Source organism: Klebsiella sp. BIGb0149 (genome assembly GCF_004362605.1).
GTDB lineage: Bacteria > Pseudomonadota > Gammaproteobacteria > Enterobacterales > Enterobacteriaceae > Klebsiella > Klebsiella terrigena.
Window position 1 is genome coordinate 82,906 of record NZ_SNYG01000009.1, and the last position, 23,234, is coordinate 106,139.

The 23,234-nt window shown below is 60.1% G+C and carries 24 protein-coding genes; 16 read left to right on the forward strand and 8 right to left on the reverse strand.

Translation table 11 applies throughout. The annotated features are described in order from the left end of the window. Window positions 1–9: 9 nt before the first annotated feature. The 4 genes from bamB to EDF75_RS24510 all read left to right on the forward strand — a co-directional run bounded on the left by bamB (window position 10) and on the right by EDF75_RS24510 (window position 4,289). Window positions 10–1,188, forward strand: coding sequence for an outer membrane protein assembly factor BamB (bamB, locus tag EDF75_RS24495; protein ID WP_133601183.1), 1,179 nt, complete (start codon window positions 10–12; stop codon window positions 1,186–1,188). Between the two features lie 114 nt (window positions 1,189–1,302). Beyond that, entirely contained in the window at window positions 1,303–2,781 is a 1,479-nt protein-coding gene (gene der / locus EDF75_RS24500) for a ribosome biogenesis GTPase Der (protein ID WP_133601184.1), read from the forward strand. 133 nt (window positions 2,782–2,914) lie between these two features. Then, a complete protein-coding gene (locus EDF75_RS24505) occupies window positions 2,915–4,006 on the forward strand; it encodes a Gfo/Idh/MocA family oxidoreductase (protein WP_133601185.1) in 1,092 nt (363 codons plus the stop codon). A gap of 49 nt (window positions 4,007–4,055) precedes the next feature. Further along, on the forward strand, window positions 4,056–4,289 hold the full coding sequence (locus tag EDF75_RS24510; RefSeq protein WP_133601186.1) for a zinc ribbon domain-containing protein: 234 nt from the start codon (window positions 4,056–4,058) through the stop codon (window positions 4,287–4,289). Here EDF75_RS24510 and xseA read toward each other — a convergent pair whose 3' ends face one another. After that, window positions 4,290–5,660 (reverse strand): exodeoxyribonuclease VII large subunit, encoded by a 1,371-nt coding sequence (gene xseA / locus EDF75_RS24515; RefSeq protein ID WP_133601187.1) that lies wholly within the window; start codon window positions 5,658–5,660, stop codon window positions 4,290–4,292. It lies immediately after the preceding gene. A 158-nt stretch (window positions 5,661–5,818) separates the two neighbouring features. Here xseA and guaB point away from each other — a divergent pair, with 158 nt between their 5' ends. Next, window positions 5,819–7,285 (forward strand): IMP dehydrogenase, encoded by a 1,467-nt coding sequence (gene guaB / locus EDF75_RS24520; protein ID WP_041146702.1) that lies wholly within the window; start codon window positions 5,819–5,821, stop codon window positions 7,283–7,285. 65 nt (window positions 7,286–7,350) lie between these two features. Next, window positions 7,351–8,928, forward strand: a complete 1,578-nt coding sequence (gene guaA / locus EDF75_RS24525; RefSeq protein WP_133601188.1) for a glutamine-hydrolyzing GMP synthase — start codon at window positions 7,351–7,353, stop codon at window positions 8,926–8,928. A gap of 119 nt (window positions 8,929–9,047) precedes the next feature. Here the strand turns inward: guaA and EDF75_RS24530 are convergent, their stop codons facing one another. Both EDF75_RS24530 and EDF75_RS24535 read right to left on the reverse strand, forming a co-directional pair. Continuing rightward, a complete protein-coding gene (locus EDF75_RS24530) occupies window positions 9,048–9,434 on the reverse strand; it encodes a DUF6157 family protein (RefSeq protein ID WP_133601189.1) in 387 nt (128 codons plus the stop codon). A 167-nt stretch (window positions 9,435–9,601) separates the two neighbouring features. Next, window positions 9,602–10,573: an AraC family transcriptional regulator gene (locus EDF75_RS24535; RefSeq protein ID WP_133601190.1), complete on the reverse strand. Its 972-nt coding sequence runs from the start codon at window positions 10,571–10,573 to the stop codon at window positions 9,602–9,604. 97 nt (window positions 10,574–10,670) lie between these two features. On the opposite strand from EDF75_RS24535, the gene EDF75_RS24540 reads away from it, so the two are divergent. The 4 genes from EDF75_RS24540 (at window position 10,671) to EDF75_RS24555 (ending at window position 13,564) form a co-directional block, all read left to right on the forward strand. Then, window positions 10,671–11,450, forward strand: coding sequence for an SDR family oxidoreductase (locus tag EDF75_RS24540; protein ID WP_133601191.1), 780 nt, complete (start codon window positions 10,671–10,673; stop codon window positions 11,448–11,450). Between the two features lie 307 nt (window positions 11,451–11,757). Further along, window positions 11,758–12,195: a nuclear transport factor 2-like protein gene (locus EDF75_RS24545; RefSeq protein ID WP_133601192.1), complete on the forward strand. Its 438-nt coding sequence runs from the start codon at window positions 11,758–11,760 to the stop codon at window positions 12,193–12,195. A 10-nt stretch (window positions 12,196–12,205) separates the two neighbouring features. Continuing rightward, window positions 12,206–12,709: an RNA polymerase sigma factor gene (locus EDF75_RS24550; RefSeq protein WP_133601193.1), complete on the forward strand. Its 504-nt coding sequence runs from the start codon at window positions 12,206–12,208 to the stop codon at window positions 12,707–12,709. Between the two features lie 21 nt (window positions 12,710–12,730). Then, window positions 12,731–13,564 carry an anti-sigma factor family protein gene (locus EDF75_RS24555; RefSeq protein ID WP_133601194.1) on the forward strand — a complete coding sequence of 278 codons (834 nt, stop codon included), beginning with the start codon at window positions 12,731–12,733 and terminating at the stop codon, window positions 13,562–13,564. A gap of 74 nt (window positions 13,565–13,638) precedes the next feature. Here the strand turns inward: EDF75_RS24555 and EDF75_RS24560 are convergent, their stop codons facing one another. Next, a complete protein-coding gene (locus EDF75_RS24560) occupies window positions 13,639–15,096 on the reverse strand; it encodes a YncE family protein (RefSeq protein WP_133601195.1) in 1,458 nt (485 codons plus the stop codon). Window positions 15,097–15,146: 50 nt separating this feature from the next. Next, window positions 15,147–15,575 (reverse strand): DUF305 domain-containing protein, encoded by a 429-nt coding sequence (locus EDF75_RS24565; RefSeq protein ID WP_133601196.1) that lies wholly within the window; start codon window positions 15,573–15,575, stop codon window positions 15,147–15,149. Window positions 15,576–15,863: 288 nt separating this feature from the next. On the opposite strand from EDF75_RS24565, the gene EDF75_RS24570 reads away from it, so the two are divergent. The 3 genes from EDF75_RS24570 to bhsA all read left to right on the forward strand — a co-directional run bounded on the left by EDF75_RS24570 (window position 15,864) and on the right by bhsA (window position 18,339). Further along, window positions 15,864–16,604, forward strand: a complete 741-nt coding sequence (locus EDF75_RS24570; RefSeq protein WP_133601197.1) for a response regulator — start codon at window positions 15,864–15,866, stop codon at window positions 16,602–16,604. Next, window positions 16,601–17,917 carry an ATP-binding protein gene (locus EDF75_RS24575; RefSeq protein WP_133601198.1) on the forward strand — a complete coding sequence of 439 codons (1,317 nt, stop codon included), beginning with the start codon at window positions 16,601–16,603 and terminating at the stop codon, window positions 17,915–17,917. Before EDF75_RS24570 ends, EDF75_RS24575 begins: the two co-directional genes overlap by 4 nt. A gap of 164 nt (window positions 17,918–18,081) precedes the next feature. Beyond that, complete coding sequence (bhsA, locus tag EDF75_RS24580; RefSeq protein ID WP_133601199.1) at window positions 18,082–18,339, forward strand: multiple stress resistance protein BhsA; 258 nt, start codon at window positions 18,082–18,084, stop codon at window positions 18,337–18,339. A gap of 153 nt (window positions 18,340–18,492) precedes the next feature. On the opposite strand, the gene EDF75_RS24585 is transcribed toward bhsA, so the two are convergent. Continuing rightward, window positions 18,493–19,083, reverse strand: coding sequence for a TetR/AcrR family transcriptional regulator (locus EDF75_RS24585; RefSeq protein ID WP_133601200.1), 591 nt, complete (start codon window positions 19,081–19,083; stop codon window positions 18,493–18,495). A 113-nt stretch (window positions 19,084–19,196) separates the two neighbouring features. On the opposite strand from EDF75_RS24585, the gene EDF75_RS24590 reads away from it, so the two are divergent. After that, window positions 19,197–19,964, forward strand: a complete 768-nt coding sequence (locus EDF75_RS24590) for an SDR family oxidoreductase (RefSeq protein ID WP_208113327.1) — start codon at window positions 19,197–19,199, stop codon at window positions 19,962–19,964. Window positions 19,965–20,006: 42 nt separating this feature from the next. Then, window positions 20,007–20,762 carry an SDR family NAD(P)-dependent oxidoreductase gene (locus tag EDF75_RS24595; RefSeq protein ID WP_133601201.1) on the forward strand — a complete coding sequence of 252 codons (756 nt, stop codon included), beginning with the start codon at window positions 20,007–20,009 and terminating at the stop codon, window positions 20,760–20,762. Window position 20,763: 1 nt separating this feature from the next. Here the strand turns inward: EDF75_RS24595 and EDF75_RS24600 are convergent, their stop codons facing one another. Further along, the gene (locus tag EDF75_RS24600; protein WP_133601202.1) at window positions 20,764–21,960 is read right to left on the reverse strand and encodes an MFS transporter; all 1,197 of its coding nucleotides are present in this window, start codon (window positions 21,958–21,960) and stop codon (window positions 20,764–20,766) included. Between the two features lie 98 nt (window positions 21,961–22,058). On the opposite strand from EDF75_RS24600, the gene EDF75_RS24605 reads away from it, so the two are divergent. Beyond that, entirely contained in the window at window positions 22,059–22,943 is an 885-nt protein-coding gene (locus tag EDF75_RS24605) for a LysR family transcriptional regulator (protein ID WP_133601203.1), read from the forward strand. A 39-nt stretch (window positions 22,944–22,982) separates the two neighbouring features. On the opposite strand, the gene EDF75_RS24610 is transcribed toward EDF75_RS24605, so the two are convergent. Next, window positions 22,983–23,156 (reverse strand): YfgG family protein, encoded by a 174-nt coding sequence (locus tag EDF75_RS24610; protein ID WP_045856281.1) that lies wholly within the window; start codon window positions 23,154–23,156, stop codon window positions 22,983–22,985. Between the last annotated feature and the right edge of the window lie 78 nt (window positions 23,157–23,234).

Sequence of the window (23,234 nt, forward strand, 5' to 3'; positions counted from 1 at the left end):
AGGGACTCGATGCAATTGCGTAAATTACTTTTGCCAGGGCTGCTTTCCGTTACCTTATTGAGCGGTTGTTCGTTGTTTAACAGCGAAGAAGATGTGGTGAAAATGTCGCCACTGCCGACGGTGGAAAATCAGTTTACGCCGTCCACGTCCTGGAGCACCTCAGTTGGCGATGGTATCGGCGAATTTTACTCTAACCTCCATCCGGCCTTTGCCGATGGTGTCGTGTACGCGGCCGACCGTAAAGGCACCGTTAAAGCGCTGGGCGCTGACGACGGGAAAGAGGTTTGGTCGGTGAACCTGGCCGAAAAAGACGGCTGGTTCTCCCGCGCGCCTGCGCTGCTCTCCGGCGGCGTCACCGTCTCCGGCGGCCACGTCTATATCGGCAGTGAAAAAGCGCAGCTGTTTGCCCTGAATACCAGCGACGGTACCGTGGCATGGCAGACCCGCGTGGCGGGTGAAGCGATTTCTCGTCCGGTGGTCAGCGACGGCATGGTGCTGGTGCACACCAGCAACGGCCAGCTGCAGGCGCTGAACGAAGCCGACGGCGCGGTGAAGTGGACCGTCAACCTGGATATGCCGGCGCTTTCTCTGCGCGGTGAATCCGCACCGGCGACCGCTTACGGCGCGGCCATCGTTGGCGGCGATAACGGTCGCGTTAGCGCGGTACTGATGCAGCAGGGTCAGATCATCTGGCAGCAGCGCATCTCTCAGGCTACCGGCCCGACTGAAATCGATCGCCTGAACGACGTTGATACTACCCCGGTTATCGTCAACGGCGTGGTGTATACGCTCGCTTACAACGGCAACCTGACCGCGCTGGATCTGCGCAGCGGCCAGATCATGTGGAAACGCGAGCTTGGCTCGGTGAACGACTTTATCGTTGACGGCAATCGTATCTACCTGGTCGATCAGAACGATCGCCTGCTGGCGTTGACCACCGAAGGCGGCGTGACGCTGTGGACGCAAAGCGATTTACTGCATCGCCTGCTGACCGCTCCGGTGTTGTATAATGGAAATCTGGTCGTCGGCGATAGCGAAGGCTACATGCACTGGGTGAACCCGGAAGATGGGCACTTTGTGGCTCAGCAGAAGGTTGACAGCTCCGGCTTCCGTACTGACCCCATCGTGGCTGACGGTCGCCTGCTCATCCAGGCAACGGACGGTACGCTGTACTCGATTACGCGTTAAGTTGCGCGGTAGTCAGGATTGAGAAACGGCCCCTGGTATACAGGGGCCGTTTTCCTGTTTTTAAAAGCGTCTTGAAAAACGACGCTGCATAGTGATTTGTATGAGGCATTTAACATGATACCTGTGGTCGCGCTTGTCGGGCGCCCTAACGTTGGAAAATCCACGCTCTTCAACCGCCTGACCCGCACTCGTGATGCGCTGGTCGCGGATTTTCCGGGGCTGACTCGTGACCGTAAGTACGGTCGTGCTGAAGTAGAAGGACGTGAATTTATCTGTATCGATACCGGCGGTATCGATGGCACGGAAGACGGCGTTGAAACACGCATGGCTGAACAATCGCTGCTGGCGATTGAAGAAGCGGACGTGGTGCTGTTTATGGTTGATGCGCGCGCCGGCCTGATGCCTGCAGATACGGCGATCGCCAAGCACCTCCGCTCTCGTGAGAAGCCAACCTTCCTGGTGGCGAACAAAACTGACGGCATCGATGCCGACCAGGCCATTGCCGACTTCTGGACGCTGGGCCTCGGTGACATCCACCCGATCGCCGCCTCGCACGGTCGCGGCGTGACCAGCCTGCTGGAGCACGTGCTGCTGCCGTGGGCGGAAGAGATCGACCCGTCGGAAGAAGTTGACGAAGACGCCGCCTACTGGGCGCAGTTTGAAGCCGAGCAGAACGGCGAATTGCCGGAAGAGCCGGAGGATGACTTTAATCCGCAGGATCTGCCGATTAAGCTGGCTATCGTTGGTCGTCCAAACGTCGGTAAGTCAACGCTGACTAACCGTATTCTCGGTGAAGATCGCGTCGTGGTCTATGACATGCCGGGCACCACCCGCGACAGCATTTACATTCCGATGCAGCGCGATGAGCGCGAATATGTGCTGATTGATACCGCGGGCGTACGTAAGCGCGGTAAAATTACCGATGTGGTAGAAAAGTTTTCGGTTATCAAAACGCTGCAGGCGATTGAAGACGCCAACGTGGTGCTGCTGGTTATCGATGCGCGGGAAGGTATTTCCGATCAGGATCTCTCCCTGCTGGGCTTTATCCTCAACAGCGGCCGCTCGCTGGTGATCGTCGTCAACAAGTGGGATGGCCTGAGTCAGGAAGTCAGAGAGCAGGTGAAAGAGACCCTCGATTTCCGTCTGGGCTTTATCGATTTCGCCCGCATACACTTTATCTCTGCCCTGCACGGCAGCGGCGTCGGCAACCTGTTTGAATCGGTACGCGAAGCCTATGACAGCGCCACCCGTCGCGTGAGCACGGCGATGCTGACCCGCATTATGACCATGGCAGCGGAAGATCATCAGCCGCCGCTGGTACGCGGCCGTCGCGTGAAGCTGAAATATGCCCACGCCGGTGGTTATAACCCGCCGATCGTGGTGATCCACGGCAACCAGGTCAAAGACCTGCCGGACTCCTACAAACGCTATCTGATGAACTACTTCCGCAAATCGCTGGAAGTTATGGGTACGCCGATCCGTATCCAGTTCAAAGAGGGCGAGAACCCGTTTGCCAACAAACGCAATACCCTGACGCCGAACCAGATGCGTAAGCGTAAGCGCTTGATTAAGCACATCAAGAAAGGAAAGTAAGAGATAAACCCGCCGCTGGCGGGTTTTTTTATTGCCGCAGAGCGCAGCATTCACCGCGCAATCTGCCCGGCGTTCCGCCATAATTCCCTTATTATTTCAGCGGATTACTTTGTGCTAACGGGAGTGGGGAACGATGCAGGCAGGATTTATTGGGCTGGGCGCGGTGGTGGAGACGGCCTGGCTGCCGGCGCTGAAAAATCTGGCGCTACCGCTGGCGGCGTGCTGGGGTTTTGATAGCGATCCTCAGCGGATGCCTGAGGGCGTCAGCCGCTGCGGCTCGCTGGCCGCGCTGCTGGCAAAGCCGCTGGACATCCTGTTTATTACCACCGCCTCATTGCAGCATCTTCCGGTGCTGGAAGCGGCGCTCGCCTCCTCCTGCCCGCGAATTGTGGTGGAAAAGCCGATCGTCGCGACCCTGCAGCAGATTGCGCATCTACGCGCGCTGTTGCGCGCGCCGGAAAACGCCCGCCGGGTGCTGGCGCTGGACCACTGGATGGCGCGTGACGGAGCGCTGAAGCTGGCGCTGGGCCAGCTGGATGCCCGCTGGCAGCCGGAGAGCGGGGGGCAGGGCGACCGTCCGCTGCTCTTCTCGCCGCAGGATATTGCGCGTATTGACGGTTTTCTCCAGGAGCCAAGCGGGTTTGACGAACGGGGTGACCCGGTGGCGCTGAATTTTGCTACCGGCAGGCCGGATACGCGCCGGCTGCGGCATCCCGACGGGGTGATCCTTGATATTGGCACCCACGTGCTGGCGATGCTGCGGGAAACGATCCGCTCCTGCGGCGGCGACGACCGAATCCACCTTCGGGTTCGGCAGGCGAAAGATCGTCTGGGCCAGGTGATTGCCCCCGGCGATACGCAAACTGCGGAAGGGGAGGCGCATCTGCAGGGGGAGCTGAGCGGAGTCCCGCTCAATATCTGGCTCAACAAGTATGCCGGTCCTGCGGGAGGGCAGAAGGGCATGCGGATAGCGCTGCGCGACGGGCGGACGATCGATCTTGACCGCCGTGAGAATAGCGAAGTGGTTGAGCTCGTTGCCGGCGAGCAGGTGCAGCGCTGGCGGCGGGCCGGTGCGATCTACGAGCACTGCCTGGGGGAACATATTCTCGGCGAGGGCAGCCTGTTTGTGCGCGCACCCGATGAGGTCGCGCGGCTGACCCGGCGGCGCATCGACGAGGTGGCGCTGCTGCTGCAGCTTCAGCAGCAAATACGCGGGCCGCACTGAATGGGTATCGTGCTAAGCTGAGCTGACTAAAACATCGTAAGGAATGACTATGCAACCTGAGCAACCTGATTGCCCTCTCTGCCACGCGCCGCTGGAGGTGCAGGCCGGCAGCGCGCGCTGCGCGAGCTGCGAAAAAGAGTTTACTCTGCAGGCCCGCTGCCCGGATTGCCACCAACCGCTGGAGGTCTTAAAAGCCTGCGGAGCGATCGATTATTTTTGCCAGCACGGGCACGGGTTGATTTCGAAGAAGCGCGTTGAGTTCGCGCTGCCTGACCAGGCGTAGCTATTTCTTCTTAGCGCGCGCTTTTTTGACCGGCGCGATCGCCTTCACTTCGCTTTCGACCCAGCCGTCGTTTAAGCGGGTGGTTAGCAGATCGCCCGCCTTCACCTGCTTCGTTTGCTTCAGGACGCTGCCGTCGCTGGCGGAGGTGACGCTATAGCCGCGGGCGAGGGTCGCCAGCGGGCTGACGGCTTCGAGATGGGTTACCGTATTGCCGAAACGCTCGCGCTGTTCGCTCAGGCGCGCGCGGATGCTCTCGGCGAGACGATACTCCAGCTGCTGGATACGCGACTGGCCGCGATGAATACGCGGCTGCGGATTGTGCGCGTTCAGGCGCTGAAGGGCGCGCTGCTGGCGCTGATCGGCGCGCTTCATCTGCGTATCAAGCGCCAGACGCATCCGCTGGCGCAGCCGCTCAAGCGCCGTCTGCTGGCGCACTAAGCGCAGCTGCGGATGCTGCTGCTGCAGGCGGTGGAAAAGCTGGGTAAACCGGCGATGGCGGTTAGCGAGGAAGTAGTCCATCGCCATTTCCAGACGCTGCTGCCCGGACTGCAGCTGGCGCAGCAGCTCCTGCTGGTTGCGGCTGACGATCTCGGCCGCCGCAGAGGGCGTAGGCGCCCGCAGGTCGGCGACAAAATCGGCAATCGTTACGTCGGTTTCATGGCCGACGGCGCTGACGACCGGAATGCGGCTGGCAAAAATCGCCCGCGCCACCCGCTCATCGTTAAAGCTCCACAGATCTTCCAGCGAACCGCCGCCGCGGCCGACGATCAGCACGTCGCACTCCCGGCGCTGGTTGGCTAACGCGATGGCGCGTACGATCTGCCCCGGCGCGTCGTCACCCTGCACCGTCGTTGGATAAACGATAACCGGCAGAGAGGGATCGCGGCGTTTGAGGACCTGCAAAATATCGTGCAGCGCGGCGCCGGTTTTAGAGGTAATGACCCCCACGCAGTGGGCCGGGGAGGGGAGCGGCTGCTTGTGCTGCTGGTCGAACAGACCTTCTGCCGCCAGCTGCGCTTTCAGCTGTTCGTACTTCTGCTGCAGCAGCCCTTCACCGGCGGGCTGCATGCTTTCGACGATGATCTGATAGTCGCCGCGCGGCTCGTAGAGCGTGATATTGGCGCGCACCAGCACCTGCTGCCCGTGCTGCGGGCGGAAGGTGACGCGGCGGTTGCTGTTGCGGAACATCGCACAGCGCACCTGGGCGTTATCGTCTTTTAAGGTGAAGTACCAGTGACCGGAAGAGGGCTGGCTGAAATTAGAGATCTCGCCGCTGATCCAAACCTGGCCCATTTCCTGTTCCAGCAGCAGGCGAACCGTCTGGTTTAGGCGGCTGACCGTAAAAATTGCGGGGGATTGAGATGGTAACATGTGAGCAAGATCAAACTTTAAATCAGCAGGTTAATCAGTCGATAGTAACCTGCCGGGAGGCGATAGCAAGTATTATTTGCAAAAAAGGGTAGATGCAATCGGTTACGCTCTGTATAATGCCACGGCAATATTTATCCACCCTGGTCGAGATATTGCCCATGCTACGTATCGCTAAAGAAGCTCTGACGTTTGACGACGTTCTCCTCGTTCCCGCTCATTCTACCGTTCTGCCGAATACCGCCGATCTCAGCACTCAGCTGACGAAAACAATTCGTCTGAATATTCCTATGCTCTCTGCGGCTATGGATACCGTGACGGAAGCGCGTCTGGCAATTGCCCTCGCACAGGAAGGCGGCATCGGCTTTATTCATAAAAACATGTCCATCGAGCGCCAGGCGGAAGAAGTTCGCCGCGTGAAGAAACATGAGTCCGGCGTGGTGTCTGACCCGCAGACCGTACTGCCAACCACCACCCTTCGCGAAGTGAAAGAGCTGACCGCGCGCAACGGTTTCGCCGGCTATCCGGTGGTTACCGAAGATAACGAGCTGGTCGGGATCATCACCGGCCGCGACGTGCGCTTCGTTACCGACATGAACCAGGCCGTTAGCGTTTATATGACTCCGAAAGAGCGTCTGGTGACCGTGCGTGAAGGCGAAACCCGCGAAGTCGTGTTTGCTAAAATGCACGAGAAGCGCGTTGAGAAAGCGCTGGTAGTGGACGAGAGCTTCCACCTGATCGGCATGATTACCGTTAAAGATTTCCAGAAAGCAGAACGTAAACCGAACGCCTGTAAAGATGAGCACGGTCGTTTGCGCGTAGGCGCGGCGGTTGGCGCCGGTGCCGGTAACGAAGATCGCGTTGATGCGCTGGTTGCCGCAGGCGTTGACGTTCTGCTGATCGACTCCTCCCACGGCCACTCTGAAGGCGTTCTGCAGCGCATTCGCGAAACGCGGGCAAAATATCCGAACCTGCAAATCATCGGCGGCAACGTGGCGACCGGCGCCGGCGCACGCGCGCTGGCTGAAGCCGGCGTGAGCGCGGTGAAGGTCGGGATTGGTCCTGGCTCTATCTGCACCACGCGTATCGTTACCGGCGTAGGCGTTCCGCAGATTACCGCCGTTTCTGACGCCGTTGAAGCGCTGGAAGGCACCGGGATCCCGGTTATCGCCGACGGCGGCATCCGCTTCTCCGGCGATATCGCGAAGGCGATTGCCGCGGGCGCAGCGGCGGTGATGGTGGGCTCGATGCTGGCGGGTACCGAAGAGTCCCCGGGCGAAATTGAGCTTTACCAGGGCCGTTCATACAAATCCTACCGCGGTATGGGCTCCCTGGGCGCGATGTCCAAAGGCTCCTCCGACCGCTACTTCCAGAGCGATAACGCGGCTGACAAACTGGTACCGGAAGGTATCGAAGGCCGCGTAGCCTACAAAGGCCGCCTGAAAGAGATCATTCACCAGCAGATGGGCGGCCTGCGTTCCTGTATGGGTCTGACCGGCTGTGGTACCATCGACACCCTGCGTACCAAAGCGGAATTCGTGCGTATCAGCGGTGCAGGCATCCAGGAAAGCCACGTTCACGACGTGACGATCACCAAGGAATCCCCGAACTACCGCATGGGCTCCTGATTTTCATCGCCCGGCCATGCGCCGGGCGATTTTATTTAATTGCTACTGCTCTGGAATAAACGTCAATGACGGACAACATTCATAAACATCGCATTCTTATCCTCGACTTCGGTTCTCAGTACACTCAGCTGGTTGCGCGTCGCGTACGTGAATTAGGCGTTTACTGCGAACTGTGGGCCTGGGACGTGACTGAAGCTCAGATCCGTGAATTCAACCCAAGCGGCATCATTCTTTCCGGCGGCCCGGAAAGCACCACTGAAGATAACAGCCCGCGCGCGCCGGAATACGTTTTCGAAGCCGGCGTGCCGGTCTTTGGCGTGTGCTACGGCATGCAGACCATGGCAATGCAGCTGGGCGGCCACGTTGAGGCTTCCAGCGAGCGTGAGTTCGGCTACGCGCAGGTTGAAGTACAAACCGACAGCGCGCTGATCCGCGGGATTGAAGATTCGCTCAGCGCCGACGGCAAGCCGCTGCTCGACGTCTGGATGAGCCATGGCGATAAAGTGACCGCCATCCCGTCTGACTTCGTGACCGTTGCCAGCACCGAGACCTGTCCGTTCGCCATTATGGCTAACGAAGAAAAACGCTTCTACGGCGTGCAGTTCCACCCGGAAGTGACCCACACCCGCCAGGGCCTGCGTATGCTGGAGCGCTTCGTGCGCGATATCTGCCAGTGTGAAGCGCTGTGGACGCCGGCTAAGATTATTGATGATGCCATTGAGCGCATCCGTCAGCAGGTTGGCGACGACAAAGTGATCCTCGGCCTGTCCGGCGGCGTCGACTCTTCCGTTACCGCCATGCTGCTGCATCGGGCGATTGGCAAAAACCTGACCTGCGTGTTCGTTGATAACGGCCTGCTGCGCCTGAACGAAGCCGAGCAGGTGATGGACATGTTTGGCGACCGCTTCGGCCTGAACATCATCCACGTTTCCGCGGAAGATCGTTTCCTTGCCGCGCTGGCCGGTGAGAACGACCCGGAAGCGAAACGTAAAATTATCGGCCGCGTGTTCGTTGAGCTATTTGACGAAGAAGCGCTGAAGCTGGAAGACGTGAAGTGGCTGGCGCAGGGGACTATCTACCCTGACGTGATCGAGTCCGCGGCCTCCGCGACCGGTAAAGCGCACGTTATCAAATCTCACCACAACGTCGGCGGCCTGCCGAAAGAGATGAAGATGGGCCTCGTTGAACCGCTGAAAGAGCTGTTCAAAGACGAAGTGCGTAAAATCGGCCTCGAGCTGGGCCTGCCGTACGACATGCTGTACCGTCACCCGTTCCCGGGTCCGGGCCTCGGCGTACGCGTGCTGGGCGAAGTGAAGAAAGAGTACTGCGACCTGCTGCGTCGCGCGGACGCTATCTTCATCGAAGAGCTGCACAAAGCCGACCTGTACAACAAGGTTAGCCAGGCGTTCACCGTGTTCCTGCCGGTTCGTTCCGTCGGCGTGATGGGCGATGGCCGTAAATACGACTGGGTTGTTTCCCTGCGTGCGGTAGAAACCATCGACTTTATGACCGCTCACTGGGCGCACCTGCCGTACGACTTCCTCGGCCGCGTCTCCAACCGCATCATCAACGAAGTGAACGGTATTTCCCGCGTAGTGTATGACATCAGCGGCAAGCCGCCGGCGACGATCGAGTGGGAATGATTTCGCGTCCGGCAACCGCCCGCACGTAAAAGCCGTAACATCTCTAAGCCCGCGTCACTGCGGGCTTTTCTGTTTTTGTACCCGGCCTTTCCCGGCGTTCATGTCGCCGGTGGCAACGGCTATCCCTTCCGCGCGCTACGCATTCCCGGGCGTTTCTCAACGTCCGGATCGGCCAGCAGCCGCGCGTAGGCTTCGCTCTCTACCGCGACCAGCGCGATGCGGCTCTCCCGGTTGTGATGCAGACCATAGCCGTGTTTCTTCACCAGGGGAGAAGCGCGCAGGCAGGCCTGCGGCCTGGCGAAGAACGCTTCGGCCGTCACCGGGCCTTTGCGATCGTTCTCGACCGCGAGAAGCAGTTCATCTGACGTCATGGCGTATGGCGCGGCTGAAAGCCTGGCGAACTGCCGTTCGGCGATCGTGCCCTCCTTCGTTGGCGGCGTTGCCACCGCCACCGGGCAATCATCCGATACGACGATCAGCGTATTCCGGTAATTGGTGCTGTGCATGGTCATATCCCGCTTAATCCGTTAGCCCAATTTATTGTCGGAGACTCGTTGGCTCCAAATCTGCTGCGTCCCTGAAGTATAGAAAATCCGCCGCCGGCGGCAAATCCGGGCTCCGCGGGCTGTGGAATATGGGCTATCGCTCGGGAATGGCGTGCAACAGGCCGGCGTTAGTTGAACGGCCGATCGCCGAGCGGATCGGGGTTATCCTGTTCCCCATCCTGCAAAAGCGCAGGCGGGGGCGGGGCTACCGAGCGCGCATATCGGGCGGGAGGCATACCGACATAGCGGGTGAACGCGATGCTAAAGCTGCTTGCCGACCGATAACCCACCTGAACGGCCAGCCGATCGATACTCAGTTTTCGGCTCCGCAATAGCTGCTTCGCCAGCGCCATGCGCCAGGCCAGTAAATACTCCATCGGCGGCAGGCCGACGATGCGGCTGAATCTGGCAAAGAAGGCCGAGCGGGAGAGGGCGGCTTTGGTGGCCAGCTCGGCAACCGTCCAGGAGTATTCAGGTTGAGTATGCATACAGCGCAGCGCGATCGCGAGACGCTCGTCAGCCAGGCCGCGTCCCAGGCCTGGAACGGATGTGGTCTCTGTGCCGGATCGCAAGACCTCGATCAGCAGCACCTCAAGAAGTCGCTCCAGCACGAGCTCTTTTGCCGACCGCCGCTCTCGCGTTTCTTCGTCGATCAGCTGTATCAGCGTGGTCAGCCGGGGACGATCGCGTACCACAACCACGTCCGGCAGCAGCGAGACCAGCAGCGCCGCATCCGACGCGGCGAAGCTGCAGTGGCCGATGAGCATGCGCAGATCGGCAGCACCCTGCTGGCGCCCAACGCGAAAATGTCCCTCGGTGATCCGCACGGGCGAAGTGAAGGGCATATCGTCCGGCGCATCGAGGCTGCCGTTGACCAGATCCTGCATTGCCGGGGCTAGAATAAAGTCGCCCGCATGGAGGATGAATGGTTGGTTCCTGTCGAAGGTGACGCGGCAGCTGCCTTCAAGAATCACGCAATACAGGGGCTCGCCTGTCGCCTCACGATGGATCCGCCACGAGCCGGCGCACTCCACCAGCTTGGAAAAACGGGCGGCAGGCTGCAGCAGCGTAACGATCTGGGCAAGCGGATCGGGAGTCATGAACGAGACTCTCTCTAAAGTAATGACGACTGTAAGCTATATTACGTCCAATTTTTGGCGACTACTATAAGAGCGTCAACGTTTAATGGAGATGCTTATGCCTACGATATTGATTACCGGTTGTTCATCCGGCTTCGGCCTGGAAACCGCGAAGCTGTTCCTTGCCAGGGGTTGGGAGGTGATTGCCACGATGCGTACGCCGACCGAAGAGGTGCTCCCGTCCTCTGAACGGCTGCGGGTGCTGGCGCTGGATATCACCGATCCGACCAGCATCGCGCAGGCGCTGGCGGCGGCGGGACCCGTCGACGTCCTGGTCAACAATGCCGGTTTCGGCGCGCCGGCGCCGGTTGAGCTTACCGCTGCGGAAACCGTCCATGCCCTGTTTCAGACGAACACCATTGGCACGTTGGCAATGGTTCAGGCCTTCGTGCCGCAAATGCGCCAGCGCCGGGCCGGCGCGATCATTAACGTGACGTCTACGGTAACGGTCAAAGCATTGCCGATCGTCGGGATTTACCGGGCAAGCAAGGCGGCCGTCAATGCCTTCACCGAGTCCCTGGCGGTGGAGATGGCGCCCTTCGGCGTCCGCGTACATATCGTTTTGCCCGGTCGTTCGCCTGAAACCCGCTTCGGCGATAATGCTCGTCCCCACGTGCGCGGCATGGAGGATCCGGACTACGCTCCGATGCTGCAGCAGTTTATCAAAAGCGTCCTGGAGGACCCGGGCCCGGTGACTCATGCCGGCGATGTGGCAGAAGCGATCTGGCGGGCCGCGACCGACGCCTCTGCGCCGCTGCTTATTCCCGCTGGCGCCGATGCCGAGCTTTGGATGGCTGAAGCCGGCCACCAGGCGCAATCGCACGCTTTTCAACCATGAGGGCAGATGCCGCTTTCCTGCCGCGCTGACCCTCAGGCGAAAAGTATTCCGCTGCGGTTGCGGCGGATAATTTCGGCGAAATATCGATAAACCCGCATGCGAACGGCACCTGACTCAACGGGTGCCGTTCGCATGCGGGTTTTTTATTGTGGGCGGGCCGGGCGACAGCCGTTGCCTTTCGCCGGGAAGCGGGTATTGGGGTCAATCGATAAAAAAGCTGCGCGAGCGGGAATAAAATTCAACGCCCGTACGTCTGCATGATGACGGCTCACTGCGGGCCTTTCTCTGACCTCTTCAGGAGTGGACCATGTTAAGAACCAAACTGCTTGTCCCTGCTACTGCTTTACTGGCTCTGGTATCGGCTTACAGCTTTGCGGCGCCAAAAGATGATGCTCAGGCCCATTTTGCGGCGATTGCCGCAGGCAACGTGACGGAGATCATGAAGCATTATGATAGCCGGGCGCATCTCGAGTGGGTCGGCGGCCCGCTGGACGGGGCGTATAGTACGCCGCAGGCGATTGGCGGCGTGTGGAAAAAATTCACCACCGCTCAGGGGACGATGAAGCTAAGCGTGGCCTCGGTTGAAGAAGCCGCCAACCCGAAAGGCACAACCGTCACGGCGAACGTCCTGTTTGAAGGGAAAATGCCGGTGAAGGTGCGCTATGTCCTGACCTGGCGTAACGGTAAAATCGTGGACGAAATCTGGCAGGTTGCGCCGTCGCTGAACGTCAGCGCGTCCTACTGACGCGATCCTCGTGCGTCAGTCCCACGATAACCGGCTGTTACCCTGGCTTCCGCGCCTGCGCCGCTACGCGCAGGCGTTGACGCATAACCGGGATGATGCTGACGATTTGGTCCAGGATACCCTTGAGCGGGCTTGGGCGAAATCGGCGCACTGGCCCCTTATTCTTGATATGCGCGCCTGGCTATTCAGCATTATGCACAACCTCTATATCGATGGCGTACGGCGCCCGCGGGTGCCGGTAAGCGAGATGGCAGAGCATGACGCCAGCGTCGAAGCGCATCACGATAAGCAGCTGACGCTGATGGATCTTCAGGCGGCGCTGCGCCATCTGCCGCCGGAGCAAAAAGAGGTGGTTCTGCTGGTGGCGTTGGAGGATATGGCCTACGCCGATATTGCGCATATCCTTAACATCCCTGTTGGCACCGTTATGTCCCGTCTTTCACGCGGCCGCGAGCGTCTGCGGCTGTTAATGGAAGGGCCGCGTAACTCAGTCCGCGTGACGCGGGTGAAATAATTCTCAGCACCGGAGCCGCCAATGCCTATCACTGATGACGATCTTCACGCCTGGCTTGATGGTGAACTGAGCCATGAACGGATGCAGCAGGTCGCAAGCTACCTGGCAGCCCACCCCGATGAAGCGCAAAGAGTTGCGGCATGGCGGGCGCAGAATGAGGCGCTCCGCGCGCTCTACGATCCCATACTCGATGACTCGCCGCCGCCGCGCCTGCTGCGCGCCGTGCTACAGCCTCAGCCTGCGCAACGTTCGCCACGCAGGCTGCTGCCCATCGCCGCATGCGTGGCGCTGGCGCTTGTCAGCGGCATCACCGGCTGGGCGCTACGCGCTATTTCGGCTTCGCCGGATATCGTCTGGCAACATCCGGCGCAGCCATTACCGGCTGCCGTTCCGACGGCAGGATTTGTACAACGCGCCGCCGTTGCCCACGCCGTCTATGCCGTGGATGAGCGCCGTCCGGTAGAAATTGACGCCGCACACGAAGCGCAGCTGGTGAAATGGCTGTCAAAACGCATGGGAGCGCCGATGAATCCGCCGCATTTACAGGCGGTGGGCTATAGCCTCGAAGGGGGGCGCCTGCTGCCCGGCGGCAGCGGGCCGGTGGCGCAGTTTATGTATCAGGACCGCAACGGCAAAAAATTGACCCTGTATGTCTCTGATGAAAGAACCGCGCATCGCACGGAGCCGCAGGGGAGCACGGCTTTTCAGTTTGCCCGGCAGGGAAATATCAGCGTGTTTTACTGGATCGATCGCGGTTTTGGCTATGCGCTATCCGCGGAGGAAGACAAAGCGGAGCTGGCGCGGGTATCGAACGAGGTATGGCGGCAGTTAACGGATGATCGCAGGGAGAAATAGCTGGCGCTGCTTGCGGCGATAAAAAAGCCAGATTCACGGCGTGAATCTGGCTAACGGTACGGACGGGGAAAGGATTAGCGCACCTGGACCTGTACCGGTTTGCCGTGCTGCTCGGCGGTGCCTTTCACAATCACCAGGTAGCGGCGTTCATCGGCGTGGCGGCTATCAACCACCTGGCGGATAGGGCCAACGGCGTTGACGATTGCCGCCCCGGCCGGGTTAGTCATAAACTGCGCCAGCGGTTCCAGCTGGCCTTTACCTTCCGCATCCGGCGAGAGCGCCAGCAGATAGGCCTGCTTCGGTTCGAGGCCGGTGGCCGACGCCTGCAGGACCTGGGTCAGCCCCTGATCGAACAGCGACAGCGTCGTTGCCGGCTGCGCGCCTGGGGCGGCATTCACGTTTTTCAGCGCCAGATGCGCTGCTTTGCCGGCGAGGCCGAGGGGAACCAGATTCTGCTTGCCGTCGCCCTGCGGTACGGCATTGGGCACATACACCACCGCCTGCGGCGCCTGGCCGATAGGAACGGTGGCAATGACTTTATTCGTCAGCGTATCAATGGCGGTCAGCGCGTCGGCGTTTTCCAGACCGACATAGACGCGGCTACCGTCGCCTGATGGCCAGACGCCGTGCGGCAGGTTGCCCACCGCAATGGTGGCGACCTGGCTGAAGTCATCGGTACGATACACGTTCACCTTATTCAGGCCGCCGATGGTGACGTAGGCAAAGGTCCCTTTGGCGTTATGCACAATGTTGACGTGGTTGGTAATCGGGCCGCTGTCGATGGTTTTAAGCAGGCTAAACGGCGGATGCGCATCGAACACCTGCACTTTGCCAACGTCTTTTAAGGTGAACCATACCTGCTTGCCGTCCGGGGTCGCCGCAATATTCGGGCAGAACGGGCTGGCCTGCTGAATGCTGCCGACAATTTTATGCTGCTTAACATCCACCACCACGGTTTGCGGGTTGAAAGAGGAGCAGACATAGCCGTACTGACCATCCGGGGAGAAAATCTGCATCCCCGGGCCGCCGGGGACCTTAATCCGCGTTTTCTCTTCGCCGCTGGCGCCGTCCAGCACGGCAACATAATCTTCACCGCGTACGGTCACCCAGATTTCTTTGCCGTCCGGGGTAAAGAAGGCCTCGTGTGGCGAACGCCCGACGTAGGTCACGTGCTTCACCGCGTTGGTTGCGGTATCAATCAGGCTGACGGAGTTCGAGCCAATGGAGACCACGGCAAGCGTCTTGCCATCCGGAGAGAAGCCTAAACCATGCACGAGCACCTGGCCTTTGTACAGCGGGCTGAGGTTGGCGGGCTGCGCATCGCCCAGTTTAATCACCCCGAGCAGGGTGTTGCTGGCCGGATCGGTGACCGATACGGTATTGGAGAACTGTTCTGCGGCATAAACGCGGTCGCGATGACTCACGCCGATATCTGCCGCAGAGGCCGCATAGGGCGCTTGCCCTGCCGAGGCGAATGAGGACGCCAGCGCCACCGTTGCCGCCAGCGCCGAGCGTACGAATCTTCTTGTCATAATGGGTATCCCTTTAACTGTCGAGTATTATCGTGACCACGCAAGGTGGCTTATTTCCCCTGCGGAGCAGCAGGCGCGGATTCAGATTGGATTTGATCGGGTGCGGGTACAGCAGGAGGAAGCGGTTTGCCCAGCGCCTGGTACATGGCGACGATCTCTTGCTGCTGGGTGACAATGATTTCCTGGGCAATGCGTTTTAGCTGTTCGTTTTTGCCGTAACGCAGTTCGGCCACGGCCATATCCATCGCGCCCTGGTGGTGGGGCGTCATCATGGCAACGAAGTCCTCGTCGATGTTGCCCGTCGGCTCAATCGCCATTTTCGCCATCATGGTATCCATCGCCTGCGCATTCTCTTTCCAGAACCCCTGTTCCTGCGTAAGCGCGGTAGCGTCAGCGGCGTGATGTTCATGAGCGCCTGCGCTCTGGCTCAGCAGCAGCAGGCCGTTAGCAATAAGGAAATAGCGAACAATACGGTTCATAGCACACCCTTTAGCGAATCAATCAGGACCGGATGGGCCTGTCATGGCGCCTATATAAGCAAAGCGATGTATCAGGACTGTTTCTTACCGTGGTGGATTTTGTATTTTTATGTAGCGGGATGACGGAATGTTTCTGGCAAAACGACCCAGCGGACCTGATGGCGACAGGCTGCGGCCTGAAAACGGCCCCCGCGCTGGATACAGTACGGTACAAAGCCCGACACTTTTGCGTAACAACTGCGATAAACTGGCCGCCGTGAGATCATGCCTGAGAAGAGGAAGTGCGCCGTGGAACATGTCGATCATATTTTGATTGTCGATGACGATCGTGAAATTCGTAGCCTGATAGCCGATTACCTCAAAAAAAACGGTCTGCGTACCACCGAGGCCGCGGATGGGCGGCAAATGCGCAGCTTCCTGGAAACCACGCCGGTCGACCTGATTGTCCTCGACGTGATGATGCCGGGTGACGATGGCCTGACCCTGTGCCGTGAGCTACGCAGCAGCAAGCATAAAGGCACGCCGGTACTGATGTTAACGGCGCGCAGTGAAGACACTGACCGTATCATTGGCCTTGAAATGGGCGCGGATGATTATCTGGTCAAACCCTTTGTCGCCCGTGAACTGCTGGCGCGAATCAAATCGGTGCTGCGGCGCACGCGGATGATGCCGCCGAATCTGGTGATCTCTGAAGCCGCGCGCATTCTGGCGTTTGGCGACTGGGAGCTGGACACCACCTCGCGCAACCTGATCGATAAAGAGGGGGTGATGGTGGCGCTAAGCGGGGCGGAGTATCGTCTGCTGCGGGTTTTCGTGGACCATCCGCAGCGCGTATTAAATCGCGATCAGCTGCTGAATCTCACCCAGGGCCGCGATGCCGAGTTGTTCGAACGCTCGATTGATTTACTGGTAAGCCGCTTGCGCCAGCGCCTCAACGACGTCGCCCGCGAACCTTCTTATATTAAAACGGTGCGCAGCGAAGGCTACGTCTTCGCCATGCCCGTGGAGCTGCGCGAGGCCAGAGAGTGAAACGCCTGACACAATGGTGGCCCAAACGTCTGGCATCGCGCCTGATGCTGATTTTGCTGCTGGGTTTGCTGCTGGCGAATGGTTTAACGCTGGGGCTGCTGTTGCTGGAGCGTTCTCAGAGCACGAAGGCGATGATGATGGACAACCTGGAGTATGACGTTGCCACCAGCATCGCTATCCTTGACCGTCTGCCGGTGGCGGAGCGTGCCGCGTGGACCGCGCGCCTCGATCGCAGTAACCATCACTATCTTTTACACGCCAGCCCGTCGGGCAAGACTGTACAGAGCAAACGCCTGCAGGATACGGCGGCAGCCCTGACCCGGGTGTTAGGCGGGCGCTATCCGCTGAGCTTTAGCGTGGATCCGGTGAGCCCCGGGCAGATGATGGCGCATCTGCGCCTGAGCGATGGCAGCCCATTAACCATCGATCTGCGGCCGCGCAATATGCCGTTCGCCCGCTGGCTGCCGATTGTACTGATCGGGCAGTTTATTCTGCTGCTGGGTTCCGCCTGGCTGGCGGTGCGCAGCGCGGTACGTCCGCTGACGGTGCTGACCCGCGCGGCCGAAACGCTGCATCCCGATCCGGGCGAAACCGTACAGATGTCGGAAGAGGGACCGGTTGAGGTGCGTAACGCCGCGCGGGCTTTTAATGCCATGCAGGAGCGTATTACGACTTACCTGAAAGAGCGCATGCAGATCCTGGCGGCGATCTCTCACGATTTACAAACGCCAATCACCCGCATTCGGCTGCGCTCAGAAATGATGGATGATACCGAAATCAAGTCCCGACTTTTACAGGATCTCGAGGAGATGACGCTGCTGGTGCGCGAAGGGGTGGCCTACGCGCGTACCAGCGAAAGCAGCAGCGAAAAGCCCTGCCGCATTCAGCCGCACGCCTTTATCGATAGTCTGGTGTGCGATTATCAGGATACCGGTCAGAAGGTGGTATTACGGGGGAAATTAAATGGCTCGCTAAGCACCAAACCCCACGCGCTGCGGCGAACGCTGAGTAATCTGATCGATAATGCGCTCAAGTTCGCCGGCAGCGCGGAGGTGGCGGTGAGCCAGGACGCTGACGCCATCACCATTGAGGTTCTCGATCGCGGTCCGGGGATTCCGCCGGCGGAGATGTATGCGGTGATGCAGCCGTTTTATCGGGTGGAAAATTCGCGCAATCGCGCCACCGGCGGCACCGGGCTGGGCTTAGCGATTGCCCAGCAGCTGGTGGCCTCGCTGGGCGGGGAATTGACGCTCGCTAATCGTCGGCAGGGCGGATTGCGGGTGACGGTGACCCTGCCGGGCAGCGGGCGCTGAAATGTATCGCAGTGTATATAAAGGCGCGATAGCGAAACCCCGGTACACTTTCACCTTATTGTCGATATGTTACCGATACATTGCAGTGGTGTAATTCAGTCATCGGGCAGCGAAACGTTTTAACGCTCTCTGCCCCTGGTTAATTACACTTATTGAGGTGACATATGAAAAACGTAAAAATGATTCTGGCCGCACTGATCCTTGGTTCTGTTTCCGCATCCAGCTTTGCGGCGATGGAAACCACCATGCCGCAGGGGATGACCCGTATCGGTACGATTTCTGACAGCAGCGGAGCGACCACGCTTTCAGAACTGGACGCTAATCTGGCGGCAAAAGCGCAGGCCGCAGGGGCCAGCAGCTACCGAATTGTGGCCGCCGGCGGGAATAATGTTTTCTTCGGCACCGCCGATATTTATAAGTAAGCGTGCCTTGCCTGTCGCGCAATGCGAAATAAGGATATCCGCATTGCGTCTGCTTTTTCCTTACCCTTCTTTGCCTCCGACCCGGAGGCTTTTTTACCCGCGCTACGATTATCCCGCCTTAAGGCGGGTTTTTTTATGCCGGCGACGAGGGAATTAGCGGGATGCGGAGGGCCACGTCGCCAGCGCGTGCTCGACCAGGGCGTCAAGCATCTGCCTGCTGGCCCCGGCTTTGGCCTGCACGGCCATCCCCTGAGATAGCGTCATGACGAAGGCAGCCAGGGTGGTGCTGTCCGCGGAAGGCGGCAAATCGCCTTCGCGGCGTGCCCGCTCCAGGCGGTCGTTCAACGCCTGCTGGGTCGCGCTGCGGCGGCGAATCAGCTCGCGGCGAATGGGTTCTGCATCATCGGAGCAGGCCAGCGCACCGTTGATGCCCAGGCAGCCCGGATGGTCGGCGCTTGCCGTTTGGACGCTGACCGATTCTCGCAGGATCCGCGCCACGACCTCGCGGGACGTCGGTTCATCCAGCGCCTCGCGCATAAACCCCATGTACGCGGCGTCGTAGAGATCGAGGGCCTTGAGGAAGATTTTTTCCTTGTTGCCGAATGCCGCATAGAGGCCGGGGCGGGCTACGCCGGTGGCTTGCGTGAGATCTTCAAGGGAGGCCCCTTCGTATCCTTTCTGCCAGAAGACAGAGAGCGCCGCCTCCAGCGCCTCATTTTCGTTGAACTGTCTGTGACGTCCCATTTCCGCTCCCCCCGATTTCAATACCGGTCAGTATAAATCGCTTGACACCTCAGCGGCAAATACAATACCGTTCGATATAATATCGATCGGTATTGTATTTAAGGAATATCATCATGACGAATACCCACGCTCTGCTTCACGATAAGGTCGCGCTGGTGACCGGCGGCGCGCGCGGACTCGGGCTGGAGATTGTTCACCAGCTTGCTGCGCTCGGCGCCCACGTTATTATTGGCGCCCGCGATGAGCGCAAAGCCCGACAGGTGGCAAACGAGCTGCGTGGCCAGGGAGGCAAAGCATCGGTGCTCAGGCTTGACGTTACCCGCGAAGCGGATCGACAGGCGGCCTGCGCGGAGATCGACAGGGCTTATAGCAGGCTCGATATTCTGATTAACAACGCCGGTATTCTGCTGGACAGTCCCGACGGCGGCACGCCGGCGACCCGCCCGCCGAGCGAGGCGCCAGCGGACGCGGTGCGTGACACATTTGAGGCCAACTTCTTCGCTCCCGTTTTCCTGACGCAGGCTCTGCTGCCGCTGCTGAGACGCTCGGCGGCGGGACGCGTCGTCAACGTATCGAGCATCCGCGGGTCGCTTGCCCATTTATCCGATCCGCATTCGCCGGTCTATCCGATTCGCGCGCTGGGGTACGACACGTCCAAAGCCGCGCTCAACGCCTTCACCATTCTGATTGCGGAAGAGCTGCGCGGGACACCAATCAAAATTAACGCTGTTCATCCCGGCTGGCTGCAAACCAGCATGGGCGGCGAACGCGCGGACATGAGCGTCGCAAGCGGCGCTCGTACCGTCATCCGCTATGCCTGCATCGGGGAAGAGGGGCCAACGGGCGGCTTTTTCTTCCAGGACCAGCGGCTGCCGTGGTGAGGCGGAATTTCCCTTTCAACCCAACCTACTGAGGAATTTGCAATGAATAAAAAACTTGCAGGAAAAGTCGCGCTCATCACCGGCGGTTCGCGCGGTCTCGGCGCGGCGATCGCTGACGTTCTGGCCGATCAGGGGGCGGATATCGCCATCACCTACGTTGCTTCCGCCGACAAGGCGCATGCCGTCGTGGAAAAACTCATCGCGAAAGGCGTACGCGCCGTTGCTATCCGGGCCGATCAGGGGGAGTCGTCCGCCGCGGAACCCCTGGTGCGTGAGGTCGTGGAGAAGCTTGGTCAACTCGATATTCTCGTCAATAATGCGGCCGTCGCGTGGCAGGGAAAAACGATCGATGCTCCCGATATTGACAACGCGGCGATGGATCGACAGTGGGTTATTAATACGGTGGGCGTCATCGCCAACATCCGTGCGGCGGTGCGGGTTCTGCCGGACGGCGGGAGGATTATTTCGGTCGGCTCCGGCCTTGGCACGCGCATAGGTTTCCCCGGCACCACCGATTATGCCGCCAGTAAAGCGGCGATTGTGGGCTACAGCAAGGGCGCGGCGCGCGATCTGGGGGCGCGTAATATCACCGTCAACGTGGTGCAGGCGGGCATCATGGACACCGACATGGCGGCCGGCGCGCGGGATAACCTGCCGCCGGTGGTGATGGCATCTCACGCTATTCAGCGCTACGCGACCGTTGCGGAGGTCGCCGCGACGATTGCTTTCCTCGCCGGGCCGGATGCTGGTTTCATCACCGGCTCGGTTATTGACGTCAACGGTGGCTTCACGGCCTGATTCAGACGCGGTCGCTCACCGTCTCCGGCGGGAACTGACGCTGGTGCCGGGCAATCGCCAGCGTCAGCGCGGTGACGACCAGCGCGAGCAGCGCAGACACCGCTAAACCTCCCTCGATGCCCAGGCGCTGGTTAAGCCAGGCGTAGGCAAACGGCGAGGCGGCCGCCAGCAGCTGGGCGGGGATCAGCAAAACTCCGGTGCGCCGGGCGTAATCCTGCGCGGCAAACAGCTGCAGCGGCAGCGTGGCCTTGAAGACCGTGGTTAAGCCATTAATCGCGCCATATCCCAACACAAACCCGGCGGCGGCCCATGCGAAATTGGGGCCGCTCAGGCCGAGCGCAAAGCACAGCGGCATCAGCAGGGTCGTGAGCAGCGTGAGCTTTAGCGGCGTTAATGCGGAGCCGGAAGCCACTTCCAGAAAGCGGGCGCCGGTTTGTCCGACTCCCCACAGCATGCCTGCCGCCACCGGCAGGCCGTAGCTGGCGATAAACTCGGGCAGATGGGTCGAGGTTCCGTTAGAGACAAAGGTCACCAGCGCGATCAGCGCCGCATACAGCAGGCCAACGCGTCGGTCGTGGCGCGAGGCCGGCGGGCGCGCTTTGCGCTGCGGCGGCCTCGGCAGCCGGATATTCGGCATTTTGCACAGCAGCAGCGCGCTGAGCACGCCGAACAGCGCGTAGACCAGCAGCGCGTGACGCCAGCCGATCGTCGTCAGCAGCCAGGCGCCAAGCGGCCAGAAAACGGCGGAGGCCAGGCCACCCGCCAGCGTCACCCGCGAGATAGCCACTCTTGCAACTTGTCCGTAAAGGTTGACCAGCGCGGCGAACAGCGCGTCATATAGCGCCAGGCGCATACCGACGCCGGTCAGCAGCCAGGCGCTAAACCAGACCGGCAGAGTATGGGCGTTCGCCATTATTAAGCATCCGCTGGCGATTATCAGCGTCCCGGACATCACCACGCGCTGGCCGCCGAGGCGGGCCAGCAGGCGGGCAACGAAGGGCGAGACCATCGCCATCATCAGCATCGCAAAGGTCAGGCCGAGATAGATTTGCGCCGCGGACCAGCCGGTATCCCGGGCGATGGCCCGGGCGAAGGTGCCGGGCATATAAAAGGAAATGCCCCAGTTGATTAGCTGGCTGCATCCGGCGGCAAAGGTGAGCAGGGAGGGGGCTGAGGGCGATTTTGCGATTGCTTTCATGGTCTTCTGTTCAGTGATACGGTTGTCGACAGCATATCCCGCAGGCTATTGTGCTGGCAGACCCGTCCGTTTATGACCCTTATAAGAGAAACTTTGCGATGATGACGCTGAATCTGGCAAACCTGGCGACCTTCCGGCTGGTGGTGCAGCGGGGGAGCTTTTCCGCCGCCGCCGACGTGCTGGGGCTATCGCAACCGGCCGTCAGCCTGCAGGTGCGCCAGCTGGAGCAGTTTCTCCAGACCCGGCTGGTAGAGCGCACCGGGCGAGGCGTGAAGGCGACGGCGGCCGGCCTGGCGCTGCTGGCCCACGGCGAACATATCGAGCAGGCGGTCAGTGCGGCGCTGCGGTCGGTCGGCGAGTTTAGCCATGAGGTCAGCGGTGCGATTGCCCTCGGTACCGGGGCGACGGCCTGTATTCATCTTTTACCCCCGGTCCTGCAGCAGCTGCGCGAGGGCCACCCGCTGTTGACGGTGGGCGTGACCACCGGCAATACGCTCGATATTGTCCGGGCGGTGGAAGAAAATCGGCTCGATCTTGGGCTGGTGACGCTGCCGGCGAACGGGCGTTGCCTGGCGGTCACCCCGATTCTCGATGAGGAGTTTGTGTTTATTTTTGCCAGCGACGGCCTGCCGCCGCCGCGGCTTACGCCGGACGTTCTGCAGGCTCTGCCTCTGATTGCCTTTGAGGCAGGAAGCGGCACCCGGGCGCTGATTGACGGCTGGTTTCATGCCGCAGGCCTGACGATTGCGCCGGTGATGCAGCTGGGGAGTATCGAGGCGATCAAGCGTATGGTGCGCGCCGGGCTGGGCTACAGTATTGTGCCGCGTATGGCGGTGGACGACGCCGAGGATCGTCGCGGGCTAAGCGTTCACTCGTTGACGCCATACCTTCATCGCCGGCTTGGCGTGGTGATGCGTCAGGATAAAATCCTCAGTAAAGGGATCGCCGAAATGTTGCGCCTGCTGCGGCAACTCGGAAGCTGAACGGACATCGGATACGGCGAACGGCTGGTGACGGCGAGGCTATTCTCGGGTCGGCGTGACAACCGGAGCGGTGGTTTGCTGCGACTCTTTTTTGTCCTGATGATGGTACCAGGCACCGATAGAGGAGTAGACGAAACGTCCAAAGAAAAAGATAAAGCTGATAAGCAGTACGATACGGGTCATGCGACGGTTAAATCGATGTCGTTTACGCATACTGGGTGCCTGACTCACAAAAGGTTCCTTAAAGTATACCCATAACATGGGCGTTAGGCGTATTAAGGCACAGGAAAG

Bases quoted from the DNA above. Each gene is read 5' to 3' on its own strand.
- bamB (WP_133601183.1), top strand. From the start codon at position 10: ATGCAATTGCGTAAATTACTTTTGCCAGGGCTGCTTTCCGTTACCTTA.
- der (WP_133601184.1), top strand. From the start codon at position 1,303: ATGATACCTGTGGTCGCGCTTGTCGGGCGCCCTAACGTTGGAAAATCC.
- EDF75_RS24505 (WP_133601185.1), top strand. From the start codon at position 2,915: ATGCAGGCAGGATTTATTGGGCTGGGCGCGGTGGTGGAGACGGCCTGG.
- EDF75_RS24510 (WP_133601186.1), top strand. From the start codon at position 4,056: ATGCAACCTGAGCAACCTGATTGCCCTCTCTGCCACGCGCCGCTGGAG.
- xseA (WP_133601187.1), bottom strand. From the start codon at position 5,660: ATGTTACCATCTCAATCCCCCGCAATTTTTACGGTCAGCCGCCTAAAC.
- guaB (WP_041146702.1), top strand. From the start codon at position 5,819: ATGCTACGTATCGCTAAAGAAGCTCTGACGTTTGACGACGTTCTCCTC.
- guaA (WP_133601188.1), top strand. From the start codon at position 7,351: ATGACGGACAACATTCATAAACATCGCATTCTTATCCTCGACTTCGGT.
- EDF75_RS24530 (WP_133601189.1), bottom strand. From the start codon at position 9,434: ATGCACAGCACCAATTACCGGAATACGCTGATCGTCGTATCGGATGAT.
- EDF75_RS24535 (WP_133601190.1), bottom strand. From the start codon at position 10,573: ATGACTCCCGATCCGCTTGCCCAGATCGTTACGCTGCTGCAGCCTGCC.
- EDF75_RS24540 (WP_133601191.1), top strand. From the start codon at position 10,671: ATGCCTACGATATTGATTACCGGTTGTTCATCCGGCTTCGGCCTGGAA.
- EDF75_RS24545 (WP_133601192.1), top strand. From the start codon at position 11,758: ATGTTAAGAACCAAACTGCTTGTCCCTGCTACTGCTTTACTGGCTCTG.
- EDF75_RS24555 (WP_133601194.1), top strand. From the start codon at position 12,731: ATGCCTATCACTGATGACGATCTTCACGCCTGGCTTGATGGTGAACTG.
- EDF75_RS24560 (WP_133601195.1), bottom strand. From the start codon at position 15,096: ATGACAAGAAGATTCGTACGCTCGGCGCTGGCGGCAACGGTGGCGCTG.
- EDF75_RS24565 (WP_133601196.1), bottom strand. From the start codon at position 15,575: ATGAACCGTATTGTTCGCTATTTCCTTATTGCTAACGGCCTGCTGCTG.
- bhsA (WP_133601199.1), top strand. From the start codon at position 18,082: ATGAAAAACGTAAAAATGATTCTGGCCGCACTGATCCTTGGTTCTGTT.
- EDF75_RS24585 (WP_133601200.1), bottom strand. From the start codon at position 19,083: ATGGGACGTCACAGACAGTTCAACGAAAATGAGGCGCTGGAGGCGGCG.
- EDF75_RS24590 (WP_208113327.1), top strand. From the start codon at position 19,197: ATGACGAATACCCACGCTCTGCTTCACGATAAGGTCGCGCTGGTGACC.
- EDF75_RS24595 (WP_133601201.1), top strand. From the start codon at position 20,007: ATGAATAAAAAACTTGCAGGAAAAGTCGCGCTCATCACCGGCGGTTCG.
- EDF75_RS24600 (WP_133601202.1), bottom strand. From the start codon at position 21,960: ATGAAAGCAATCGCAAAATCGCCCTCAGCCCCCTCCCTGCTCACCTTT.
- EDF75_RS24605 (WP_133601203.1), top strand. From the start codon at position 22,059: ATGATGACGCTGAATCTGGCAAACCTGGCGACCTTCCGGCTGGTGGTG.
- EDF75_RS24610 (WP_045856281.1), bottom strand. From the start codon at position 23,156: ATGCGTAAACGACATCGATTTAACCGTCGCATGACCCGTATCGTACTG.